Source organism: Rhodococcus sp. ACPA4 (assembly GCF_002300185.1).
Lineage (GTDB): Bacteria > Actinomycetota > Actinomycetes > Mycobacteriales > Mycobacteriaceae > Rhodococcus_F > Rhodococcus_F globerula.
The window spans coordinates 3,001,318-3,017,886 of sequence record NZ_NSDY01000001.1 but is presented as its reverse complement, the minus strand read 5'-3'; the positions used below and the strand labels follow the sequence as shown (position 1 = coordinate 3,017,886).

General features: G+C 61.2%; 20 protein-coding genes and 2 pseudogenes. 18 read left to right on the top strand and 4 right to left on the bottom strand.

The annotated features are described in order from the left end of the window. Positions 1–38: 38 nt before the first annotated feature. Positions 39–764: a hypothetical protein gene (locus CJ178_RS13665; protein WP_045064371.1), complete on the bottom strand. Its 726-nt coding sequence runs from the start codon at positions 762–764 to the stop codon at positions 39–41. A 170-nt stretch (positions 765–934) separates the two neighbouring features. Beyond that, positions 935–1,105, bottom strand: a pseudogene (locus CJ178_RS33245) (CorA family divalent cation transporter); the annotation flags it as partial. A gap of 18 nt (positions 1,106–1,123) precedes the next feature. On the opposite strand from CJ178_RS33245, the gene CJ178_RS32790 reads away from it, so the two are divergent. The 4 genes and pseudogenes from CJ178_RS32790 (at position 1,124) to CJ178_RS13640 (ending at position 6,209) form a co-directional block, all read left to right on the top strand. Further along, on the top strand, positions 1,124–1,264 hold the full coding sequence (locus CJ178_RS32790) for a hypothetical protein (RefSeq protein WP_162487717.1): 141 nt from the start codon (positions 1,124–1,126) through the stop codon (positions 1,262–1,264). 329 nt (positions 1,265–1,593) lie between these two features. Continuing rightward, on the top strand, positions 1,594–3,249 hold the full coding sequence (locus tag CJ178_RS13655) for an ABC-F family ATP-binding cassette domain-containing protein (RefSeq protein ID WP_095886928.1): 1,656 nt from the start codon (positions 1,594–1,596) through the stop codon (positions 3,247–3,249). A gap of 434 nt (positions 3,250–3,683) precedes the next feature. Next, positions 3,684–3,949, top strand: a pseudogene (locus tag CJ178_RS33240) (CsbD family protein). 91 nt (positions 3,950–4,040) lie between these two features. After that, on the top strand, positions 4,041–6,209 hold the full coding sequence (locus CJ178_RS13640) for a catalase (RefSeq protein ID WP_095886926.1): 2,169 nt from the start codon (positions 4,041–4,043) through the stop codon (positions 6,207–6,209). Positions 6,210–6,970: 761 nt separating this feature from the next. Here the strand turns inward: CJ178_RS13640 and CJ178_RS32785 are convergent. After that, on the bottom strand, positions 6,971–7,129 hold the full coding sequence (locus CJ178_RS32785; protein ID WP_155276674.1) for a hypothetical protein: 159 nt from the start codon (positions 7,127–7,129) through the stop codon (positions 6,971–6,973). A 68-nt stretch (positions 7,130–7,197) separates the two neighbouring features. On the opposite strand from CJ178_RS32785, the gene CJ178_RS13635 reads away from it, so the two are divergent. The 12 genes from CJ178_RS13635 (at position 7,198) to CJ178_RS13580 (ending at position 13,834) form a co-directional block, all read left to right on the top strand. Further along, entirely contained in the window at positions 7,198–7,392 is a 195-nt protein-coding gene (locus tag CJ178_RS13635) for a CsbD family protein (protein ID WP_033231564.1), read from the top strand. 103 nt (positions 7,393–7,495) lie between these two features. Beyond that, the gene (locus CJ178_RS33235) at positions 7,496–8,245 is read left to right on the top strand and encodes a hypothetical protein (protein WP_233364666.1); all 750 of its coding nucleotides are present in this window, start codon (positions 7,496–7,498) and stop codon (positions 8,243–8,245) included. A gap of 297 nt (positions 8,246–8,542) precedes the next feature. Next, positions 8,543–9,178 (top strand): hypothetical protein, encoded by a 636-nt coding sequence (locus tag CJ178_RS13625; RefSeq protein WP_095886925.1) that lies wholly within the window; start codon positions 8,543–8,545, stop codon positions 9,176–9,178. Further along, entirely contained in the window at positions 9,178–10,362 is a 1,185-nt protein-coding gene (locus tag CJ178_RS13620; RefSeq protein WP_373557480.1) for an SRPBCC family protein, read from the top strand. The genes CJ178_RS13625 and CJ178_RS13620 overlap by 1 nt, the downstream gene beginning before the upstream one ends. After that, the gene (gene gvpJ / locus CJ178_RS13615) at positions 10,359–10,766 is read left to right on the top strand and encodes a gas vesicle protein GvpJ (protein ID WP_045064366.1); all 408 of its coding nucleotides are present in this window, start codon (positions 10,359–10,361) and stop codon (positions 10,764–10,766) included. The genes CJ178_RS13620 and gvpJ (CJ178_RS13615) overlap by 4 nt, the downstream gene beginning before the upstream one ends. A gap of 2 nt (positions 10,767–10,768) precedes the next feature. Beyond that, complete coding sequence (locus tag CJ178_RS13610) at positions 10,769–11,572, top strand: GvpL/GvpF family gas vesicle protein (RefSeq protein ID WP_045064364.1); 804 nt, start codon at positions 10,769–10,771, stop codon at positions 11,570–11,572. 3 nt (positions 11,573–11,575) lie between these two features. Beyond that, positions 11,576–11,827, top strand: coding sequence for a gas vesicle protein GvpG (locus CJ178_RS13605; RefSeq protein ID WP_095886924.1), 252 nt, complete (start codon positions 11,576–11,578; stop codon positions 11,825–11,827). A gap of 6 nt (positions 11,828–11,833) precedes the next feature. Continuing rightward, positions 11,834–12,124: a gas vesicle protein GvpO gene (locus CJ178_RS13600; protein WP_045064361.1), complete on the top strand. Its 291-nt coding sequence runs from the start codon at positions 11,834–11,836 to the stop codon at positions 12,122–12,124. Continuing rightward, entirely contained in the window at positions 12,121–12,528 is a 408-nt protein-coding gene (gene gvpJ / locus CJ178_RS13595) for a gas vesicle protein (protein ID WP_095886923.1), read from the top strand. Before CJ178_RS13600 ends, gvpJ (CJ178_RS13595) begins: the two co-directional genes overlap by 4 nt. After that, entirely contained in the window at positions 12,515–13,303 is a 789-nt protein-coding gene (locus tag CJ178_RS13590) for a GvpL/GvpF family gas vesicle protein (protein WP_095886922.1), read from the top strand. The genes gvpJ (CJ178_RS13595) and CJ178_RS13590 overlap by 14 nt, the downstream gene beginning before the upstream one ends. Then, complete coding sequence (gvpJ, locus tag CJ178_RS13585; RefSeq protein WP_033231554.1) at positions 13,300–13,509, top strand: gas vesicle protein GvpJ; 210 nt, start codon at positions 13,300–13,302, stop codon at positions 13,507–13,509. Before CJ178_RS13590 ends, gvpJ (CJ178_RS13585) begins: the two co-directional genes overlap by 4 nt. Continuing rightward, positions 13,502–13,834, top strand: coding sequence for a gas vesicle protein K (locus CJ178_RS13580; protein ID WP_051730249.1), 333 nt, complete (start codon positions 13,502–13,504; stop codon positions 13,832–13,834). Before gvpJ (CJ178_RS13585) ends, CJ178_RS13580 begins: the two co-directional genes overlap by 8 nt. Before the next feature lie 78 nt (positions 13,835–13,912). Here CJ178_RS13580 and CJ178_RS13575 read toward each other — a convergent pair whose 3' ends face one another. Next, positions 13,913–14,638, bottom strand: coding sequence for a TetR/AcrR family transcriptional regulator C-terminal domain-containing protein (locus CJ178_RS13575; protein ID WP_033231553.1), 726 nt, complete (start codon positions 14,636–14,638; stop codon positions 13,913–13,915). 351 nt (positions 14,639–14,989) lie between these two features. On the opposite strand from CJ178_RS13575, the gene CJ178_RS32780 reads away from it, so the two are divergent. Then, entirely contained in the window at positions 14,990–15,145 is a 156-nt protein-coding gene (locus tag CJ178_RS32780; RefSeq protein WP_092802765.1) for a DUF6131 family protein, read from the top strand. A gap of 66 nt (positions 15,146–15,211) precedes the next feature. Continuing rightward, a complete protein-coding gene (locus tag CJ178_RS13565; RefSeq protein WP_033231552.1) occupies positions 15,212–16,465 on the top strand; it encodes a fatty acid desaturase family protein in 1,254 nt (417 codons plus the stop codon). Positions 16,466–16,569 lie beyond the last annotated feature (104 nt).

The window sequence follows — 16,569 nt, the reverse complement described above, 5'->3', positions numbered from 1 at the left end:
CGAGATCGGGCGGTGTACTCGCGTAGGCACTTCAGGCCTCACTGGAGGTGGCGGAGGAAGAACCGGCCAGCATCGTCCCCCGCGAACTGCGGGACGCCAGTATGCCCACCCATGTTGGCCTGCAGCGTTTTCTCTTGGGATTCGAAGGCGTCGAACAAGTCCAGTGCCAACTGTCGGTCGTTTCCTTCGTCGTCCCACTGCAACAGAACGTGCAGCGGAATCGTGACCTGACGGGCCTCGTCGAACATGACGCGGGGCACGAAACTCCCGGCGAAGAGACCGGCGGCCACGATTCGCGGTTCGACCACCGCCAGCCGGATACCGATAGCGATCACCCCACCCGAGTACCCGACCGGGCCACTGATCTCGGGTAGTGCAAGCAGGGCGTCCAGGGTGGTCTGCCACTCCGGGACCGCCTTCTCGACCAGCGGGAGGACCAGTCGGTCGATGATCTTCTCGTCAACCGGCTCGCCGGCCGTCAGCGCCCGATGTAGATCGGCGCGGGCCTGCTCGGCTTCGGTTGATCGGGGCCGGGCACCGCTCCCGGGGAGCTCGATGGTGGCCGCGGCGAAGCCGTTCGCCACGCAGTGCTGGGCTCGTCCCGCCAGCCGGGGGTACATTTTGCGGAGTCCGCCGGGGTGTCCGAGCAGGATCAGTGGCGCCGGCGAAGAGGTGGGCGTCCACAGGGTGCCGGGGATCTCGCCGAGGGTGAAATCGCGTTCGAGGCTGCCGTTTTCGAGGCGCCGTTCGGTAGTGAAGTGCATGGTCGTGCCTTTCGGGAGTGCTCGTTGAACGGCGCTCCCGGACGACCTATCGCCCGACCGTGACCCTGAGAAGGAGCACCCACGTCGATACGTTCACGGGTACCACCTCCTCGTTCTCTCGCACGGCTTCGAGGAGAGAATAGCAGTGGCCGTCGTCTTCGCCAACAGATTTATCGGTGTTCACCGAGGCCGAGATTTCCACTCGGGGCGACGAGCAGCATCAGACCGAAGGCGAGCGGGTATCCGAACGTCCAGTGCAGCTCTGGCATGGTGTCGAAGTTCATGCAGTAGATGGCGCAGATCAAGGTGGGTGTGAATAGTATTGCGGCCCAAGCATCCAGGATTTCAGGTGGTACCCGTTGCCACTCGGACCCGACCAACCGATCAGAGAGGACGAGGTCAAGCTTTTCGCCGTGCACATTCCACATCTACCCATCGATGCCGAACTCGACTTGCACTCACAGGTATTCACCACGGTCGCAGCCGAGGAGTTCGATTGACACGCAAAGCGATTCGAGGCAGAAACCTCGGTTTGCACTCTGTCCTTGGGACGGTGCTCGTTCGGTCGAGTGGAATAGACGACATCCAGCCGCCGGCGTCCCCTTGTGCCCAAGCCGGAACCGCCTAAATCGTTTGCAAAAGGTTCTTAAAACATTTACCTTTGGGACGTGCATTTGTACTTTCTCTAAGACGGCTGAGTAAGGCCTTCCGCGCTCGTCGAGTCATCCGAGCTTGCGGCGGCCGCTCGTTATCGACCCCTGCGTGGGGTCGCCGTCTTCGGCGTACCTGTTTGCCATTGGCAGCCGGTGGGCCTTCTCTAAGGATCCGAATGCTCACTTCTACGAACCCTCAATCCATGCGCCAACGCGCCCAGCTGATCGCTTCCGACGTATCGGTGATGCGCGGTGCGAACCCGGTCTTGAACCACGTCGACCTCAATGTCACTCCTACATCGCGTATCGCCATTGTGGGAGAGAACGGGCGAGGGAAATCCACCCTCCTCCACGTGCTCGACGGAACCCTCACTCCTGACTCCGGCACGGTGCAACGCATCGGAACACTTGGTGTCGCGGAGCAGGAGATGCCGGCACACGACGATCGAACAGTCGGTCAAGCCGTCGCGGAGGCGATAGCCGAATCGATCGCGGCGCTGGCGTCACTCGACGCCGCCATACTCGCGATATCCGATGGAACCGCCGACGGCGCGCAGCGATACTCGGCCGCATTGGAATATGCCGAAGTGCTGAACGCTTGGGATGCCGAGCGACGGGTGCACATAGCCCTCGAAGCGCTCGACGCAGAAACCGATCCTGACCGGTTGCTTGACACTCTCTCTGTGGGGCAGCGATACCGCGTACGTTTGGCCTGCCTTCTGGGTGCCGATGACGATTTTCTGCTACTCGACGAGCCCACAAACCACCTCGACCGAAGTGGTCTCGAATTCCTGACTGTGCGGCTCCGAGAGCGCCAGGGAGGCGTCGTTGTCGTCACCCACGATCGCGCACTGCTCTCCGATGTTGCGGAGACCATCGTGGACCTCGACCCCTCACCCGATGACCGGATCCGCCTGTACGGCAACGGCTACGCCGGCTACCGCGAGGGCCGCCTCGCCGAACGTACACTCTGGGAACAGAAGTACGACCACCAACAAGCCGAACATGCCCGACTGAAAGACAGTCTCAGCTCAGCGCAGAACCGTCTCCAATCTGGATGGCGACCGGAGAAGGGAACGAACAAGCACGGTCGCGTGACGCGCGCGGGCGGGCTCGTGCAGAGCGTTCATCGCCGCCAGGAGCAGCTCGAAGCGCACGCGGTGACGGTGCCGGAACCACCCCAGCAATTTCGGTTCCCTGAACTAGCAACAACAGCCGGTCAGGTGTTGGTGAGTGCGGATCGGGTCTGCGTAGCGGCGCGCTTGGGCTGCCAGGTTTCCTTTACGCTCTCTCGCCGCGATCGCCTCGTCGTAGCCGGCCCCAACGGTGCCGGGAAGTCGACGCTGTTGAGCGTGGTAGCCGGTGAACTGCAACCGAGTACGGGTTCCGTCCGGAGGTCGCAGGGCACCCGTCTCGGGTACCTCCGTCAGGAAACCGATCTGCCCCTGCACAGGCGGGCGGGTGAGGTCTATGCCGCTCACCTCGACGCGCTCATTGCAGCGGGGACACTCGAGCCGTCCGATGCAATCGGGCTCTCGCACCTCGGCCTCCTGCGCGCGCGTGAATCGAGCAAGCGGATCGGTGAACTGTCGATGGGACAACAACGTCGTCTCGACCTCGCGATGGTACTAGCCGGCAAGCCGCATGTGCTCCTACTCGACGAGCCGACGAACCACCTCTCAGTCGCCCTCGTCGACGAACTCACCGAGGCATTGGCCGCGACCTACGCCGCGGTCGTTCTCTCCACCCACGATCGCCAACTTCTTCGCGACGTCGACGACTGGCCCCCACTGCAATTGACTGAAACGGCCCTGAGCGGGGAATCGGTATGAGCAAACAATTCCGATACCAGCGATCTTCATCGTTGCGGGGCTGATCCCACCGCGTCGCAATGGGAAAGCTGATGTGTACGAATGCCTCTCGATGTTCTGAGATTGCTTCCCGTATGGAGATCCCGAACGTCCTGAACGTTCGCGGTGACACCGCCCAACAACCGACCCCGCCCGCCACCCGCAAAAACCGAACGCGCATCGAAGCGCCGAGGCCGATCAATACTGACCCGATCGAGTCGAATGAGGCATTCTCGCACGTATCTACTTGGCCTCAGGCGATCCTCCATTGTGGCCGTTCGGCGATTAAGGAAAGCACGTCAAGCGTGGCTATCGTCTTGTCGAGTGACGTCAATCGGGCCGCGAAGCCATCGGCGCCGATCCCTTGACTGACACCGATGTTTGTCAGATCTAGCTTCGGGTAGTGCCTTGAGTGTATGAATCGCAACGTATGTCTCCGTACCGAAACTGGAGGATTCACATGCCGGAGGAGGAGCAGTCCCTGCGTAGGCGTCGAAGGCGTCAAGGGCAAGGCGAAGGAAGCTTCTGGTGTGGTCAGCGGTAACGACAGCTTGTCTCGGGAAGGACGAGCCTAGCGGGAGAAGGCCGAGAGCCAGCGGAAGTCGCCGAGAATGAAGCAGCAGCCGAGAAAGCTCGCGCGGAAGCGGGCGCGGACCAAGCACGACAACGGTCCGAGCAATAGTCGAGGCCCACTCGTCACCCTCGGTTCGGGGCGTACCTGAGCCGAAGTGCTCGGTTGCTCGATCCATCCTGTAATCAAGAGGAGTTGTTCAATGCCGTCACCTGAATCCGTCCCAGGCGCACCATCCTCGCAAACGCCGGACCTGCGCGAGCCTGTCAAGCCCCGCCAACCGCTGCCTCCCAAGGACGACCAGAGACAGCCTGAGGTGCGCACTGTTGCGGGCGCAGAAGAGAAGGTGAAGGGTAACGGCCGCGGGCAGCGGGGTGAATATCTCACTACTGCAACGGGGACGCGACTGTACGAGACCGACCACTCACTCACTGCAGGTGAGCGGGGGCCGACCCTCCTTCAAGACCACCACCTTCGCGAGAAGATCACTCACTTCGATCACGAGAGAATTCCTGAGAGGGTTGTGCATGCACGTGGTGCCGCTGCACACGGAACGTTCCTGGCTAATGGGGCAGCCGAAAGTATTTGCAAAGCAGCCATGTTCGCATCGGGCGCAAGGACCCCGGTATTCGTGAGATTCTCGACGGTGCTGGGTTCTCGAGGTTCTGCGGACACCGTGCGAGACACACGCGGCTTTGCCACTAAGTTCTACACCGACGAAGGTGTTTTCGACTTGGTAGGCAACAACATTCCGGTTTTCTTCATTCAAGACGGAATCAAGTTTCCCGACATCATTCATGCTGCGAAACCTCACCCGGATCGTGAGATCCCGCAAGCACAGAGCGCGCACGATACGTTCTGGGATTTCGTTTCCCTTCACACCGAGGCGACCGCTCACACGTTGTGGAATATGTCCGATCGAGGCATCCCCCGCTCGTATCGCATGATGGAGGGCTTCGGCATCCACACGTTCCGACTCGTGAACCCCGACGGTGAAACGAATTTGATCAAGTTCCATTGGAAACCGGCGGCAGGCGTTCACTCGCTGGTGTGGGAGGAAGCTCAGATAGCAGGTGGGGTAGACCCGGACTTCCATCGCCGCGACCTCGCGGATGCCATCGAAGCCGGCGCGTATCCGTCCTGGGATCTCGGGGTTCAGGTGTTTCCGGATACCGAAGACGAAATGTTCGAAGGCATCGATCTGCTGGACCCCACGAAGATCGTTCCGGAGGAGATTGCGCCGGTTCAGATCATCGGAACGATGACACTCGACGCCAACCCCACCAATTTCTTCGCCGAGACCGAACAAGTTGCATTCCATCCGGGCCATTTGGTGCCAGGTATCGACATCACCAATGATTCTCTGCTGCAGGCACGTTTATTCTCGTATCTCGATACTCAGATCACGCGTCTCGGCGGTCCCAACTTCGATCAGATCCCGATCAACCGTCCTCATGTACCCGTCAACGACATGCTTCGCGACGGCTTCCACCAGGACGGGGTCCACACCGGGGTAGCGCCGTACCATCCCAATTCGCTCGATGGGGGTTGCCCGTTCCTGGCCTCGGCAGAGAGCGCCGCCTACATCGAAGTGCCCGAAGAAGTTTCAGGCCGTAAGGTGCGTCAGGCACCGGCGACGTTCGACGATCACTTCTCGCAGGCGCGTCTGTTCTACCGCAGTCTGTCTCCGATCGAGCAGGAGCACGTCGCAGGGGCATATACCTTCGAATTGGGGAAGTGCTTCGAGGAGAACATCAAGATTCGGAATCTGGAGATTTTGGCGAACATCGACCCAGTGCTCGCCAAGACGGTGGCGAGGGGGCTCGGGCTCGAGGTCCCCGAACCTACAGAGCCACTGGAGGATTCGGAGCCGAGCCCAGCGCTCTCGCAAGTGGGCGCGGAATGGCCCGTCGACGGCAGGATTATCGCGCTGGCCGTCGACGAGAACTCCGATCTGGATACCGTCGCCTCTGTGCGCGAGAAGATCGTCGACGCCGGTATGGTGCCGCTTGTCCTCGGACCGCACGGAGGGACGATCGGAGAGGGGAAGAACGCGGTGACCGTGCAGAGGACGTATCTCACAGCGCGTTCGATCGAGTTCGACGCAATCCTGTTGAGCGGTGACGCGTTCAGGATCGACGAAGACAAGCTGGATCCCCGTGTTGACACGCTTCTCAACGAAATGTACAGACATTGCAAGGCGATTGGCGTTTGGGGTGAGAACACGGGTGTGCTCGCTGCTGCCGGTATCGACGAGGCTGCACCAGGCGTCGGAGTTGATGCGGATGCAGAAGCGGCTCTGGCCGCAGTCGCCCAGCTCTTGAAGACGCACCGGGTATGGGAGCGCTTCGAGGTACCACCGACCGCCTGACACGGGACGGTCCGTCGAAGCGGGATGATACTGGTCAGCCTATCCAGGAAAGCAGTCGAACCCATATATACGTTGTGACGCATGGTTTAGCTGCTTCCTGGGTTTACCGGGGCGCCGGGCGGGGGACCTCTCGTTGCGAAGCCACCGAGACGTACGGCGAGCGCAGCCCCTGTCAGGATCGACAATCCGCCCGGTGCAGGGGTCGACAACATCATCGTGAAGATCCTGTCGCAATGTCGAGGTGCATGCCGGCACCTTCCGGAAACGCCGCAGGTATTTCGCGACTAGATTGATATCATATTGTAGTGCAGTAACTTTCGCGTCTCATGCTGGTGTACGCTCCTGAGGCCGGAAACGCCCCACCGGGTGAGTCTGTGAGGCGGGCGAATGCCGCACACAGTGACCACCTACTGCGCGACCTATCTCGACGCGCGTCCGCCGCGGGCGCGTTCCGGATCGCGCGTACGGAAGCTGTGAGCACTCGCGGCGGAGACCTGAGAACCCGAAACCTTTCGTCTGGACCAAGACTTCCGAGGCGATCCTCGCTGGGCTCGCAAAATGTATCGAACGAATTTCACGCGTAGCAAACTTGGGGCGCTTCATACGGAGGGTCCGCGCATTGTTGCGCGCTCCGGACAAATGACGGAATCGCGCTGCTGATCAACGTAATTGAGTGACCTGGTGTCGCGGACGGTTCACCCCGGGGCCATCAGCGAGACCTACGGTGTTGACGCGCTGCAGAATGCGGCGTTGACTAGGCATTACGCCATGGCCGGGAGGCCGTCATGCTCATCGTCTTCGGACTGGTCGTCCTGGTTTTCGCGGCGACCGCTGCAGTCGCGCGCCCGTTGAGCAACTGCAGTCATGCACATCCGATAGCGGGCAACTTCGGAGTCTGCAGTTACGACGTCGATCACCATGGGCGATCCAGGGGAAGACGACTGGGCAAAACCGTTCGGCCGCCGATCGCCGTAGAGAAAGAAACGCCATGAGCATCGTGAAGAAGATCCGACACAAGGCCGAAACTGCCGGGGGCGCTACCAAGAAGACTGTCGGCAAAAGCCTGGGAAATGAAAGGATGGAGGCCGAGGGAAGCGCAGACCAGGCCAAGGGCCAGGCCAAACAAGCCGGCGACAAGCTCAAGGAGGCGGGCCAGAAGGTCAAACACATCTTCAAACACTGACTTGGTCCCGCACCGTCATTAGTTGGGGTAATAAGCAATCAATCCTGGTGCACGTCAGGATCGCGCTGCGAGGTGCCTGTGCACGCGAGAGTAGGCGAGAAGTATGAGTGCACAACAGAATACGAGAGGACGGGCTGCACCGGCCACGACGCGACGTACGGGCGCGACACCCACTACAGGCACGGCACGCAGCAGTAGAGCCGGTGGCAGTGCCACGCGAGGTGTGTCCGCCACGTCGCGTTCGGCGCGGACGTCGAAGGCTTCACCAAGGTTGGGGTGGGGATCTTCGCAAGCCCTGGCGGCGCGGCAGGCGACTGCGGATTCGACCACCGTCGCATCTCGTCGCGGCTTACCACGGCGCGAAGAGCCGACACGACGATCAAAGCGCGCGGAGCCGACACGACGATCAAAGCCGCGGCAATCACAGCAAGGTGCCACGGTTGCCCCCGAAGACGTCTCGACCGGCACTGATCGTGGTCCGGTGTGGCGGTCGGTCGAGGCCGCCCTCGAGTGGTTGAAAACCCACACTCACCTTGCTGATTCGGTGCAGGATCGGGTAGGGGCGGTGACGAGCAAGCTCCAGGAGAGGATGAAGACCTTTGTCGAAGGGGCCACACCCCACGGGCCGGCCGTAACAGCGGGGCTCGCAGGCGTCCGGGCAGTTCTGACGGGGAAGAATCCTGTATTGCCCGCGGTCAAAGGCATGGTGTCAGGACTGAGTGGAAAAACAAAAGTCATGCTCGTCCTCCTGTTTGCCCTTGCGCTCCTGCTCGGGCCGGTGCTGCTCGTCGTCCTCGTGCTGGCGCTCATTGTCGCGGGGGTGATCGCAGCGGTGCGAGCCGCCGCCAAATAGGCCACAACCGTCGAAAGCTGTTGAACAACAACGCGCACGTCAGTCCCATCGACACGGTCGCGGAGGTGATCACGCACGACCCACATACTCGGCGATGGCCGCCTGGTGCAAAACGGGAACCAACACTCGGCCGAATCAAGTGTTCTGCTGATGATTGAGTGCCCTACGGGCAGGGTAGTCGAAATGCGCACCCTTACCGCACACGGTTGTGCGGCCCACCTCCGAGAACCGTCCTGCGACACATTGCCGACGTTTGGCAAGAGGTGCGCTATGACTACTCGGCGAAGGGGTTCGACAATGAAAGCAAAAGGTCAAGTGGCGTTGGCAGTCGGCGCGGGCTACATGCTGGGCCGCACCCGCAGAATGAAGATGGCGTTGATGCTCGCGGCCGCGGGCGCGACTGGCCGCTTCCCCGGCGGACCGCGTGACTTGCTGGAACGCGGCACCAAGATGCTGGCAAAATCGCCGGAGGCCGCCAAGATCGGCGACGTGGTCAAGGAAGAATTAGTCAGCGCAGCGAAGGCCGCAGCAGTCACCGCCGCCAGTCAACGCATCGATTCTCTGAGTAACCGGTTGTTGGCGGGTGGTCACTCCGTATCGGGCACTGTCGATGACGTCTCAGACGCCGTCGGTGACGTCGCAGGGGTCCGGAGGCTCGGCCGCAAGAAAAGCGCTCACTCGCAGGACGACAAGCGCGACGATGAGGAACGCGACGAGGAGGAAGACGACGCACCTGAGGAAGAGGAGTCGACTCCACGCAAGCGGCCGGCGCCGCGCCGCCGCACCTCGAGTACCGGCAGCACCCGATCCAGTGGGACGACGCGGAAGACCAAGTCCGACAAGGGTGAGGGAGAAGAGGCTACCGAAAGCAACCACAGAACACGAGCTAAAGCCGCAACGGACTCCGCGCCAGTCCGACGCTCACGGAGATGATGACGATGACGAACGCCGCGAAGAAACTACAAGAAGCTATACCGGGTGACGGACACAGTTCGTCGAGCGTGTTGCAGGACTCGTTCCAAAAGCTACTCGGTGCGGTGGCTGAACGTGCCTTGTCGTCGGTCTCGGAAACTGTGTCGAACACCTCGGAAAGGCTCAACGACTACGCCGAGGGCGGTGGCGGCGGGTTGCTCGCCGCTGTTACCGGTTCCGAGAAATCGGATGACGGTGAGTCACCCCTCAAGTCTGCCGTGAGCGGTGGTTGGGAGGGCGCCAAGCAGATGGTCAAGGACAGGGCTTCCGACGTCAAGGACGCGGTCACCGGCGGGGGCGACGGTGGAGGCAAGGACGGCGCAAAGAGCGGAGGCAAGGGCAAGAAGCTCAAGTTGACCAACATCATCGAATCGATCGATGTCGGGGTCCCTATTGAACTGGCTTACAACCAATGGACTCAGTTCACCGACTTTCCGTCGTTCATGAAGAAGGTCGAACGAGTGGAGCAGGAATCGGACGAGAAACTCGAGTGGAAGGCCCAGGTCTTCCTGTCGCACCGAACGTGGGAATCGACGATCCTCGAACAGGTTCCCGATGAACGGATCGTGTGGCGTTCGAAGGGTGCCAAAGGTTACGTCGACGGTGCGGTGACGTTCCACGAGGTAACGCCCGATCTCACCCGCATCCTCGTGATCCTCGAATATCAACCGAAGGGTTTCTTCGAGAAGACGGGAAATCTGTGGCGCGCACCTGGACGGCGAGCACGGTTGGAACTCAAGCACTTTCAACGTCACGTCATGACGCAGGCCATTCTCCATCCCGATGATATCGAGGGCTGGCGCGGAGAAATCCGGGACGGCCAGGTCGTGGAGGCCGAGGAGGACGAAACACAACTGGATGAGGGCGAGGAGCCCGACGAAACAGACGAGTACGAGGAGCCCGAGGAAACAGACGAGGACGAGGAACCTGAGGAAGAGCCCGAGGACGAGGAACCTGAGGAAACAGACGAGGACGAGGAAGCTGAGGAAGAGCCCGAGGAGGAGCCACCGCCTCCGCCGGTACGCCGAGGACGCCCCCGCAAAACTGCGCCCGCGAGTGAGGACAAGGCGCCGGCACGTAGAGGCCGCCCACGCAAGACCGCGGCAGCAAAGTCCGCGGGTTCGAAGCAGGGAGCACGACGATGACGTCGATACAACCCGCGGGAGGTGGTGGCGGCGCAGTCGGCGGCGGGCCTAGTTCGAGTAGCCTCGCCGATGTCATCGACACCATCCTCGACAAGGGCCTGGTCATCGACGCCTACGTGCGTGTCTCCCTGGTCGGTATCGAACTGCTGACCATCGATGCACGCGTAGTCGTCGCCAGTGTCGATACCTATCTGCGGTTCGCGGAGGCGGTGAACCGGCTCGAGATCGGCGATGAACCCAAGGGACTGACGGATTTGGTTGGGGATGTCACCGAGAGCGGTGCCAAATCGAAAACCAAGGGCGCGCTCGAAGCAGCTGGCGAGAAGCTCGGCGGAATCCTCGGCGGTGGCGAGGAAGAGCCTGAGCGCGAACGAGTTTCACGCAAGTCGAGCCGAGGTGACTGATGATGTCCACGTCGAATACGTCTACGTCGAACCAAGCTGCCGACACGCGCCAGGAGCCTCGAACCAGCGGGATCTACGTGTACGGCATCGTGCCTGCGGATGTGGAGGCCGGAGAGGACGCAGTCGGCGTGTGTGACGAAGCGGTCAGCATAGTCACACACGGCGACATTGCCGCGCTCGTCAGCGAAATCTCGGTAGACAGACGGCTGGGTAAGCCCGAGGACCTACAAGCCCACGCGAATTTGTTGAACGGAACTGCTCGCGTGGCACCCGTTCTTCCCCTGAGGTTCGGGGCGGTCCTCACCGACACGGACGCGGTGAAGGACGAATTACTCACAGCACACGCCGACGAGTTCGCCGCAGCATTGGCAGAACTCGAAGGACTCGCGCAGTACATCGTGAAGGGGCGCTACGTCGAAAAGGCGATCCTGAGGGAAGTTATCGAAGAGAACGAACAGGCGAGCAGGCTACGGGACACTATCCGTGATCAGCCCGAAGAGGTCACTCGTGACGCGAGGATGGCCCTCGGTGAGATCGTGAGCAACGCCATCGTGGCCAAGCGAGAGGAAGACACTCGCGCGGTGGTCGATGCGCTTACAGCGCTGACCGACTTCCTCAATGTGCGGGAACCCACGCACGAGGAGGAAGCCGCGCAAGTGGCGGTGCTCGTCGAGGTCGCACGACAAGACGAACTCGAGAACATTGTCGGTGAGTTGGCGCAGCAATGGGACGGCCGGGTCGAGATGCGGTTGCTCGGCCCGCTCGCGGCCTACGACTTTGTGGTGACACAGAAACCGGAGGGCTGACCGATGGGTTTGCTCTCCTTCATCGTCACGTTGCCACTCGCCCCGGTGCGCGGGGTGATCTCGCTGGCCGAGTTGATTCAACAACAGGTCGAGGACGAACTGCACAATCCCGCCAGTGCACGCCGCGCTCTCGAGGAGTTGGAGGAAGCGCGGGCTGCGGGCGAGATCACGGCGGAAGAGGAACAACAAGCGCAGCAGGTCATCCTCGACGACATCGCTGCAACTCGACAGACGATCACTCAGGAGGAGGAGTGATGCGCAATGGTGGAAGAGGAGCCACCGCCCCTGCCTGCACATGACGTCGCCGAACTCGCATTGCGCGACATCACGCAGTTGACTGGAAAGAAGCCGTTGGGTGCGACGTCGGTGATGCCGACCGACGAAGGCTGGACTGTGGAAGTGGAGGTGGTCGAGGATCGGCGCGTCCCGTCGTCGACGGACATGCTCGCACTATATGAGGTGGTGTTGGATATGGACGGAGAGTTGCTGTCCTATCGCAGAACCCGCCGCTATGCCCGCGGTGCGGGTGACGGTATGGGCGGACGGTCATGACCGTCGCCGGCGGCGGTTCGAGCAACCTGCCACAGGTCTCAGGTGGCGGCATGGGCGGTGGGCGCCAGTCGACCAACCTTGGGGACATTCTCGAACGGGTGCTCGACAAAGGTCTGGTGATCGCCGGGGACATTCAGGTAAACCTGCTCGACATCGAATTACTGACGATCAAGGTGCGACTCGTGATCGCTTCGCTGGAAACGGCGAAGGAGGTGGGCATCGATTGGTGGGAGCACGATCCCTGGCTTACCGGAAAGAACAACAACGTCGAACTGGAGAACACACGCTTGCGGGAACGGATCGCCGAACTCGAGGCCGACAGGTCAGTGAAGTCCGCACTTACCTCGGACGAGCCGATCGAGGTGGAGACGCGGCGCTGGGACGAAGACGATGACAGGAAATGAAGGCGTGTGGCTCTACGCCATCACGTCCGAGAGTCTCGACGGCGTGTCCCTGAGCGGGGTCCTCGGCGTGGCGGGTGAGGCTGTGCGGGTGGTGCATTCGACCGACCTGGCGGCGGTAGTGGGCTCGGTTGATCTCGACGAATTCGGCGAGGTTCCACTGCGACGGCACCTCGAAGATCTCGACTGGCTGGCAGCAACCGCGCGAGCCCATGAGCGCGTCGTGTCTGCCGTGCTGCGCTGCGGTCCCACGATTCCGCTGCGCTTGGCCACCCTGTACCTAGACGACGACCGAATTCGCAGTTTGCTCGAGGTCGGGCGTGAAAAGTTTTGCGCCGCATTACGTTCCGTGGCCGGGCGAAGCGAATGGGGAGTCAAGGGTTATGGCGATGCACGTGCGCTGGCGCAGACATCACCCGAGAAACAACCCGAGCCCAGTCCGACTGGAAAGGGAACAGCTTATCTGCTTCGACGCCGGGCCGAGTTGACTGCGCAACAGAACGTGGAACGCCGCGCAGCGGCCGAGGCAGACGACTTACATGCTGCGCTACTCCAACGCGCCGTCGACGGTCTCCGGCGGCCTGTCACCGATCCTGTCCTGTCCGGAAAACGCGCCTGGATGATCTTCAACGGTACCTACCTTGTGGACGACGATCGGGTCGACGACTTCACAACCTTCGTTGCGACGCTCGACGCCGAACGTGAGGGCATCACAGTGGAACTGACCGGACCGTGGCCCCCGTACTCATTTTCCGGGATCGACATGGTGACTCGATGAGCGAGATGGTCCCGGCCGACGATACTCGTCGCATCGCTCTCGTAGACCTGCTCGACCGGGTGCTCGGCGGGGGAGTTGTCGTCACCGGCGAGATCACTCTCTCGCTGGCAGACGTCGACATGGTGCGGATCTCGCTACGAACCCTGATCGCGTCGGTTAGCGCGCTCGTTCCTGATCCAACAGAACCGGACATCACCGATGACTGAACCGGGGGACTTCAACTCGGATGCGAACCCAGACCTCGGCCGCCGCGTTCTACCACAGCGGATCGACGCAGACCCCGAATCAGTCGAACGTGGTTTGGTCACCCTGGTTCTCACGCTCGTCGAACTCCTACGTCAACTCATGGAGCGCCAGGCGCTGCGCCGTGTCGAACACGGAGATCTCAGCGACGAACAGATCGAGCGCATCGGCACGACTTTGATGCTGCTCGAGGATCGAATGGCCGAATTGAGGGAGCATTTCGGTCTCACACCCGAAGACCTCAACATCGACCTCGGACCGCTGGGACCGCTGCTGTCCAACGAATAGCCAGTCCAACGACACCTGAGGTCAGGAGTCATAGGACAGGAATTCCGATGCGCGGGCCGCGCATCGAACCACTGTCGATTAATTGGTATCTGTCCGTCCTTCCGGGGAGGTCAGTGTGGAGGTCAGACCGGAGAAGAGGATATCGAGGCCCCGTTCGAGTTCGGCGGCGCCGTCGTAGGACGCAAGAACCGGTGCGAGTGCACGCACCAACGGGAATTCCCCGATCGGTAGCCGATTCAGCCCCAGGCGAAGTAAGTTGTCGGTTTCGTCGGGTCGTTCGACGAGCTCCTGCAGCTCTTGGAGGATATGTCCGAAAAGGAAACCGAACAACGCCCGGTAGACGCGTAACGCGTCGGTAGCGCTGAAACCCGCTCGGCTGAGCAAACTCAGGATGTCTTCGAATGGACGCAGGGTTCCTGGCGGTCGCATTCCCAGAGGTGTTGCAAGGGGCCGGGTGACCAGCAAGGGGACCACGTGAGGATGCGCGAGCGCCAAGCGACGAAAGTGCCGGGCGATCGAGCGAAGCTGGGTCATCCAGTCGTTGTCGTCGGTGTCGACGACAAGCTGTTCGAGGACCTTCTCGGCAACCCCGTCGAGGAGTGCTGCTTTGTTGGGTGCATGTCGGTACAGAGTCATCGGATCCCGTCCGAGTGCCTTTCCGAGGCGTCGCATCGAAAGTCCGTCGATGCCGTCACGATCGAGAATTTCGAGTGCCGACACCAGGATTCGCTCTTTGGTGAGTGCGCTACCGTCTGAGCCGTCGTCGACGGAACGGCTGCTGCCACGTGCAGGGGACTTCGCCATCGCCGTCTCCTTTCGACTACCTAACACTGTAGGCCGGAAGCGTAGATATACAGCGTTGACAGCTGGGGAAACGCGGCGTTCACTGGACATTGAACGTAGTGGCCAGGAGGGCCCCGGTGAGCCTTGAAAGACCACCTGTGGTCTCTTTCGACCGTCGAATTCCTTTTGGCCGTCGAACATCTGGGGCTACGGCTAGGCGCAGCATCACACAATGATCGGACGGCACGTCATCGAATCATCGACAACGCGCTGTGTCGGCACCGACGAAGCGCCCTAGAGGAAGAAGATTCCCGCCGTGCATGTCGTGCAGAGCACCGTACCTTCCTTCAACTCCGAAATCAGGTAATCATCATGATTATTCTCGGTATCATCCTCGCCATCGTCGGCGTGGTGATCAGCGTCCCTGTCCTGTTGTATGTCGGGATCGCACTCGTCGTCATCGGAGCGGTGCTGGAGATTATGGGCTCGATGGGCCACGCAGTGGCCGGTCGGCGCCACTACTACTGACAGCCTCCCCGTATGCGGCTGTGTCACGACAGCAACACCCGCGGGAACCACTGCAGGAACACACTGATGGCCATTTCCGACATCAAGGAATACGCGCACCTCGCCGCAGCAGACGTCGAGTCGCTCAGCGACGAACTGAACGACATCCGCCGAGCAGTCGCCGAATCGCTCGGCGGAGCGGACGCCTCATACATCCGCCGCACCATCGCGTTTCAGCGAGTACTCGATGTCATTGCACGGCTGTTGATCCACGGCACCAGAACCACGCCGGCGTGGGTAATCGGGGCAACGGCTCTCGGGGTGGCCAAGAGCGTCGAGAACATGGAGATCGGGCACAACGTCTCCCACGGTCAATGGGACTGGATGAACGACCCTGAAATTCACTCCGGCACATGGGAGTGGGACATGGTTGGGCTCTCCTCGCAGTGGCGCTATTCCCACAACTATCGCCACCACGTGTTCAGCAACGTCGTGGGGATGGACGATGACCTCGGCTACGGCGTGCTTCGCATCACCCGAGACCAGCCGTGGCGTCCGGGGAATCTCTTTCAGCCGCTGCGGAATCTGTTGCTAGCGGCGACGTTCGAATGGGGTATCGCCCTGCACAGCCTGTATTCCGAACAGGACCACGCCGACACCGACTCCGAAAAATCTGCCGATACACGAGCCTTGGTCGGCAAGATCGCCCGGCAAATGGGCAAGGACTATTTGTTCTTCCCCGCCCTCAGCGGACGTCGGTGGCGACGGACTTTGACGGCGAATCTGGCCGCGAATCTGCTTAGGAACGTATGGGCATATGTGGTGATTTTCTGCGGGCATTTCCCCGACGGCGCCGAGAAGTTCACCGTCGCCGAACTCGAGAACGAGACTCGCGGGGAATGGTACCTGCGACAGATGCTCGGCTCAGCTAACTTCCGTGCCGGGACGGTGATGGCGTTCCTGAGCGGCAACCTCTGCTACCAGATCGAACATCACCTATTTCCAGACCTGCCCAGCAACCGCTACGCGGAAATCTCCACCCAGGTCCGTGCGCTGTGCGAAAAATATGATCTGCCCTACACCACGGGTTCCCTTGCACGGCAGTATCTTCTAACCCTACGCACCATTCACAAACTGTCTCTGCCCGACCGATTTCTCCGTGCGACAGCCGACGACGCCCCTGAGACTGCTTCCGAACTGAAATTCCGCACCATCTTGTCCAAGTCCGAGACGTCGGCCCCACGACTGCGGACCGGGCTTCGAACGGCGCTACGATCGATGCCCAGCAGCCGCCATAGGCAGAGAAACGCACTATTCGAACGGCGCGATTACCACGCCTGATCAACCCACTCCGGGCGCTCAACGAATTCTTCGTCGGAGTTGTACGACAACTCGACGATCAATCATGTACCTCGCATTTTCGCGCGCGACATCGGTTACAGTCG

Excerpts from the sequence above, each read along its gene's own strand:
- gvpJ (WP_045064366.1), top strand. The coding sequence starts at position 10,359 with ATGACGTCGATACAACCCGCGGGAGGTGGTGGCGGCGCAGTCGGCGGC.
- CJ178_RS13610 (WP_045064364.1), top strand. The coding sequence starts at position 10,769 with ATGTCCACGTCGAATACGTCTACGTCGAACCAAGCTGCCGACACGCGC.
- CJ178_RS13575 (WP_033231553.1), bottom strand. The coding sequence starts at position 14,638 with ATGGCGAAGTCCCCTGCACGTGGCAGCAGCCGTTCCGTCGACGACGGC.
- CJ178_RS13665 (WP_045064371.1), bottom strand. The coding sequence starts at position 764 with ATGCACTTCACTACCGAACGGCGCCTCGAAAACGGCAGCCTCGAACGC.
- CJ178_RS33235 (WP_233364666.1), top strand. The coding sequence starts at position 7,496 with ATGAGTGCACAACAGAATACGAGAGGACGGGCTGCACCGGCCACGACG.
- CJ178_RS32785 (WP_155276674.1), bottom strand. The coding sequence starts at position 7,129 with ATGGTGATCGACGTCGTAACTGCAGACTCCGAAGTTGCCCGCTATCGG.
- CJ178_RS13600 (WP_045064361.1), top strand. The coding sequence starts at position 11,834 with ATGGTGGAAGAGGAGCCACCGCCCCTGCCTGCACATGACGTCGCCGAA.
- CJ178_RS13580 (WP_051730249.1), top strand. The coding sequence starts at position 13,502 with ATGACTGAACCGGGGGACTTCAACTCGGATGCGAACCCAGACCTCGGC.
- CJ178_RS13565 (WP_033231552.1), top strand. The coding sequence starts at position 15,212 with ATGGCCATTTCCGACATCAAGGAATACGCGCACCTCGCCGCAGCAGAC.
- CJ178_RS13620 (WP_373557480.1), top strand. The coding sequence starts at position 9,178 with ATGACGATGACGAACGCCGCGAAGAAACTACAAGAAGCTATACCGGGT.
- CJ178_RS13590 (WP_095886922.1), top strand. The coding sequence starts at position 12,515 with ATGACAGGAAATGAAGGCGTGTGGCTCTACGCCATCACGTCCGAGAGT.
- CJ178_RS13625 (WP_095886925.1), top strand. The coding sequence starts at position 8,543 with ATGAAAGCAAAAGGTCAAGTGGCGTTGGCAGTCGGCGCGGGCTACATG.
- CJ178_RS32780 (WP_092802765.1), top strand. The coding sequence starts at position 14,990 with ATGATTATTCTCGGTATCATCCTCGCCATCGTCGGCGTGGTGATCAGC.
- CJ178_RS13635 (WP_033231564.1), top strand. The coding sequence starts at position 7,198 with ATGAGCATCGTGAAGAAGATCCGACACAAGGCCGAAACTGCCGGGGGC.
- CJ178_RS13655 (WP_095886928.1), top strand. The coding sequence starts at position 1,594 with ATGCTCACTTCTACGAACCCTCAATCCATGCGCCAACGCGCCCAGCTG.
- CJ178_RS13640 (WP_095886926.1), top strand. The coding sequence starts at position 4,041 with ATGCCGTCACCTGAATCCGTCCCAGGCGCACCATCCTCGCAAACGCCG.
- CJ178_RS13605 (WP_095886924.1), top strand. The coding sequence starts at position 11,576 with ATGGGTTTGCTCTCCTTCATCGTCACGTTGCCACTCGCCCCGGTGCGC.
- gvpJ (WP_095886923.1), top strand. The coding sequence starts at position 12,121 with ATGACCGTCGCCGGCGGCGGTTCGAGCAACCTGCCACAGGTCTCAGGT.
- gvpJ (WP_033231554.1), top strand. The coding sequence starts at position 13,300 with ATGAGCGAGATGGTCCCGGCCGACGATACTCGTCGCATCGCTCTCGTA.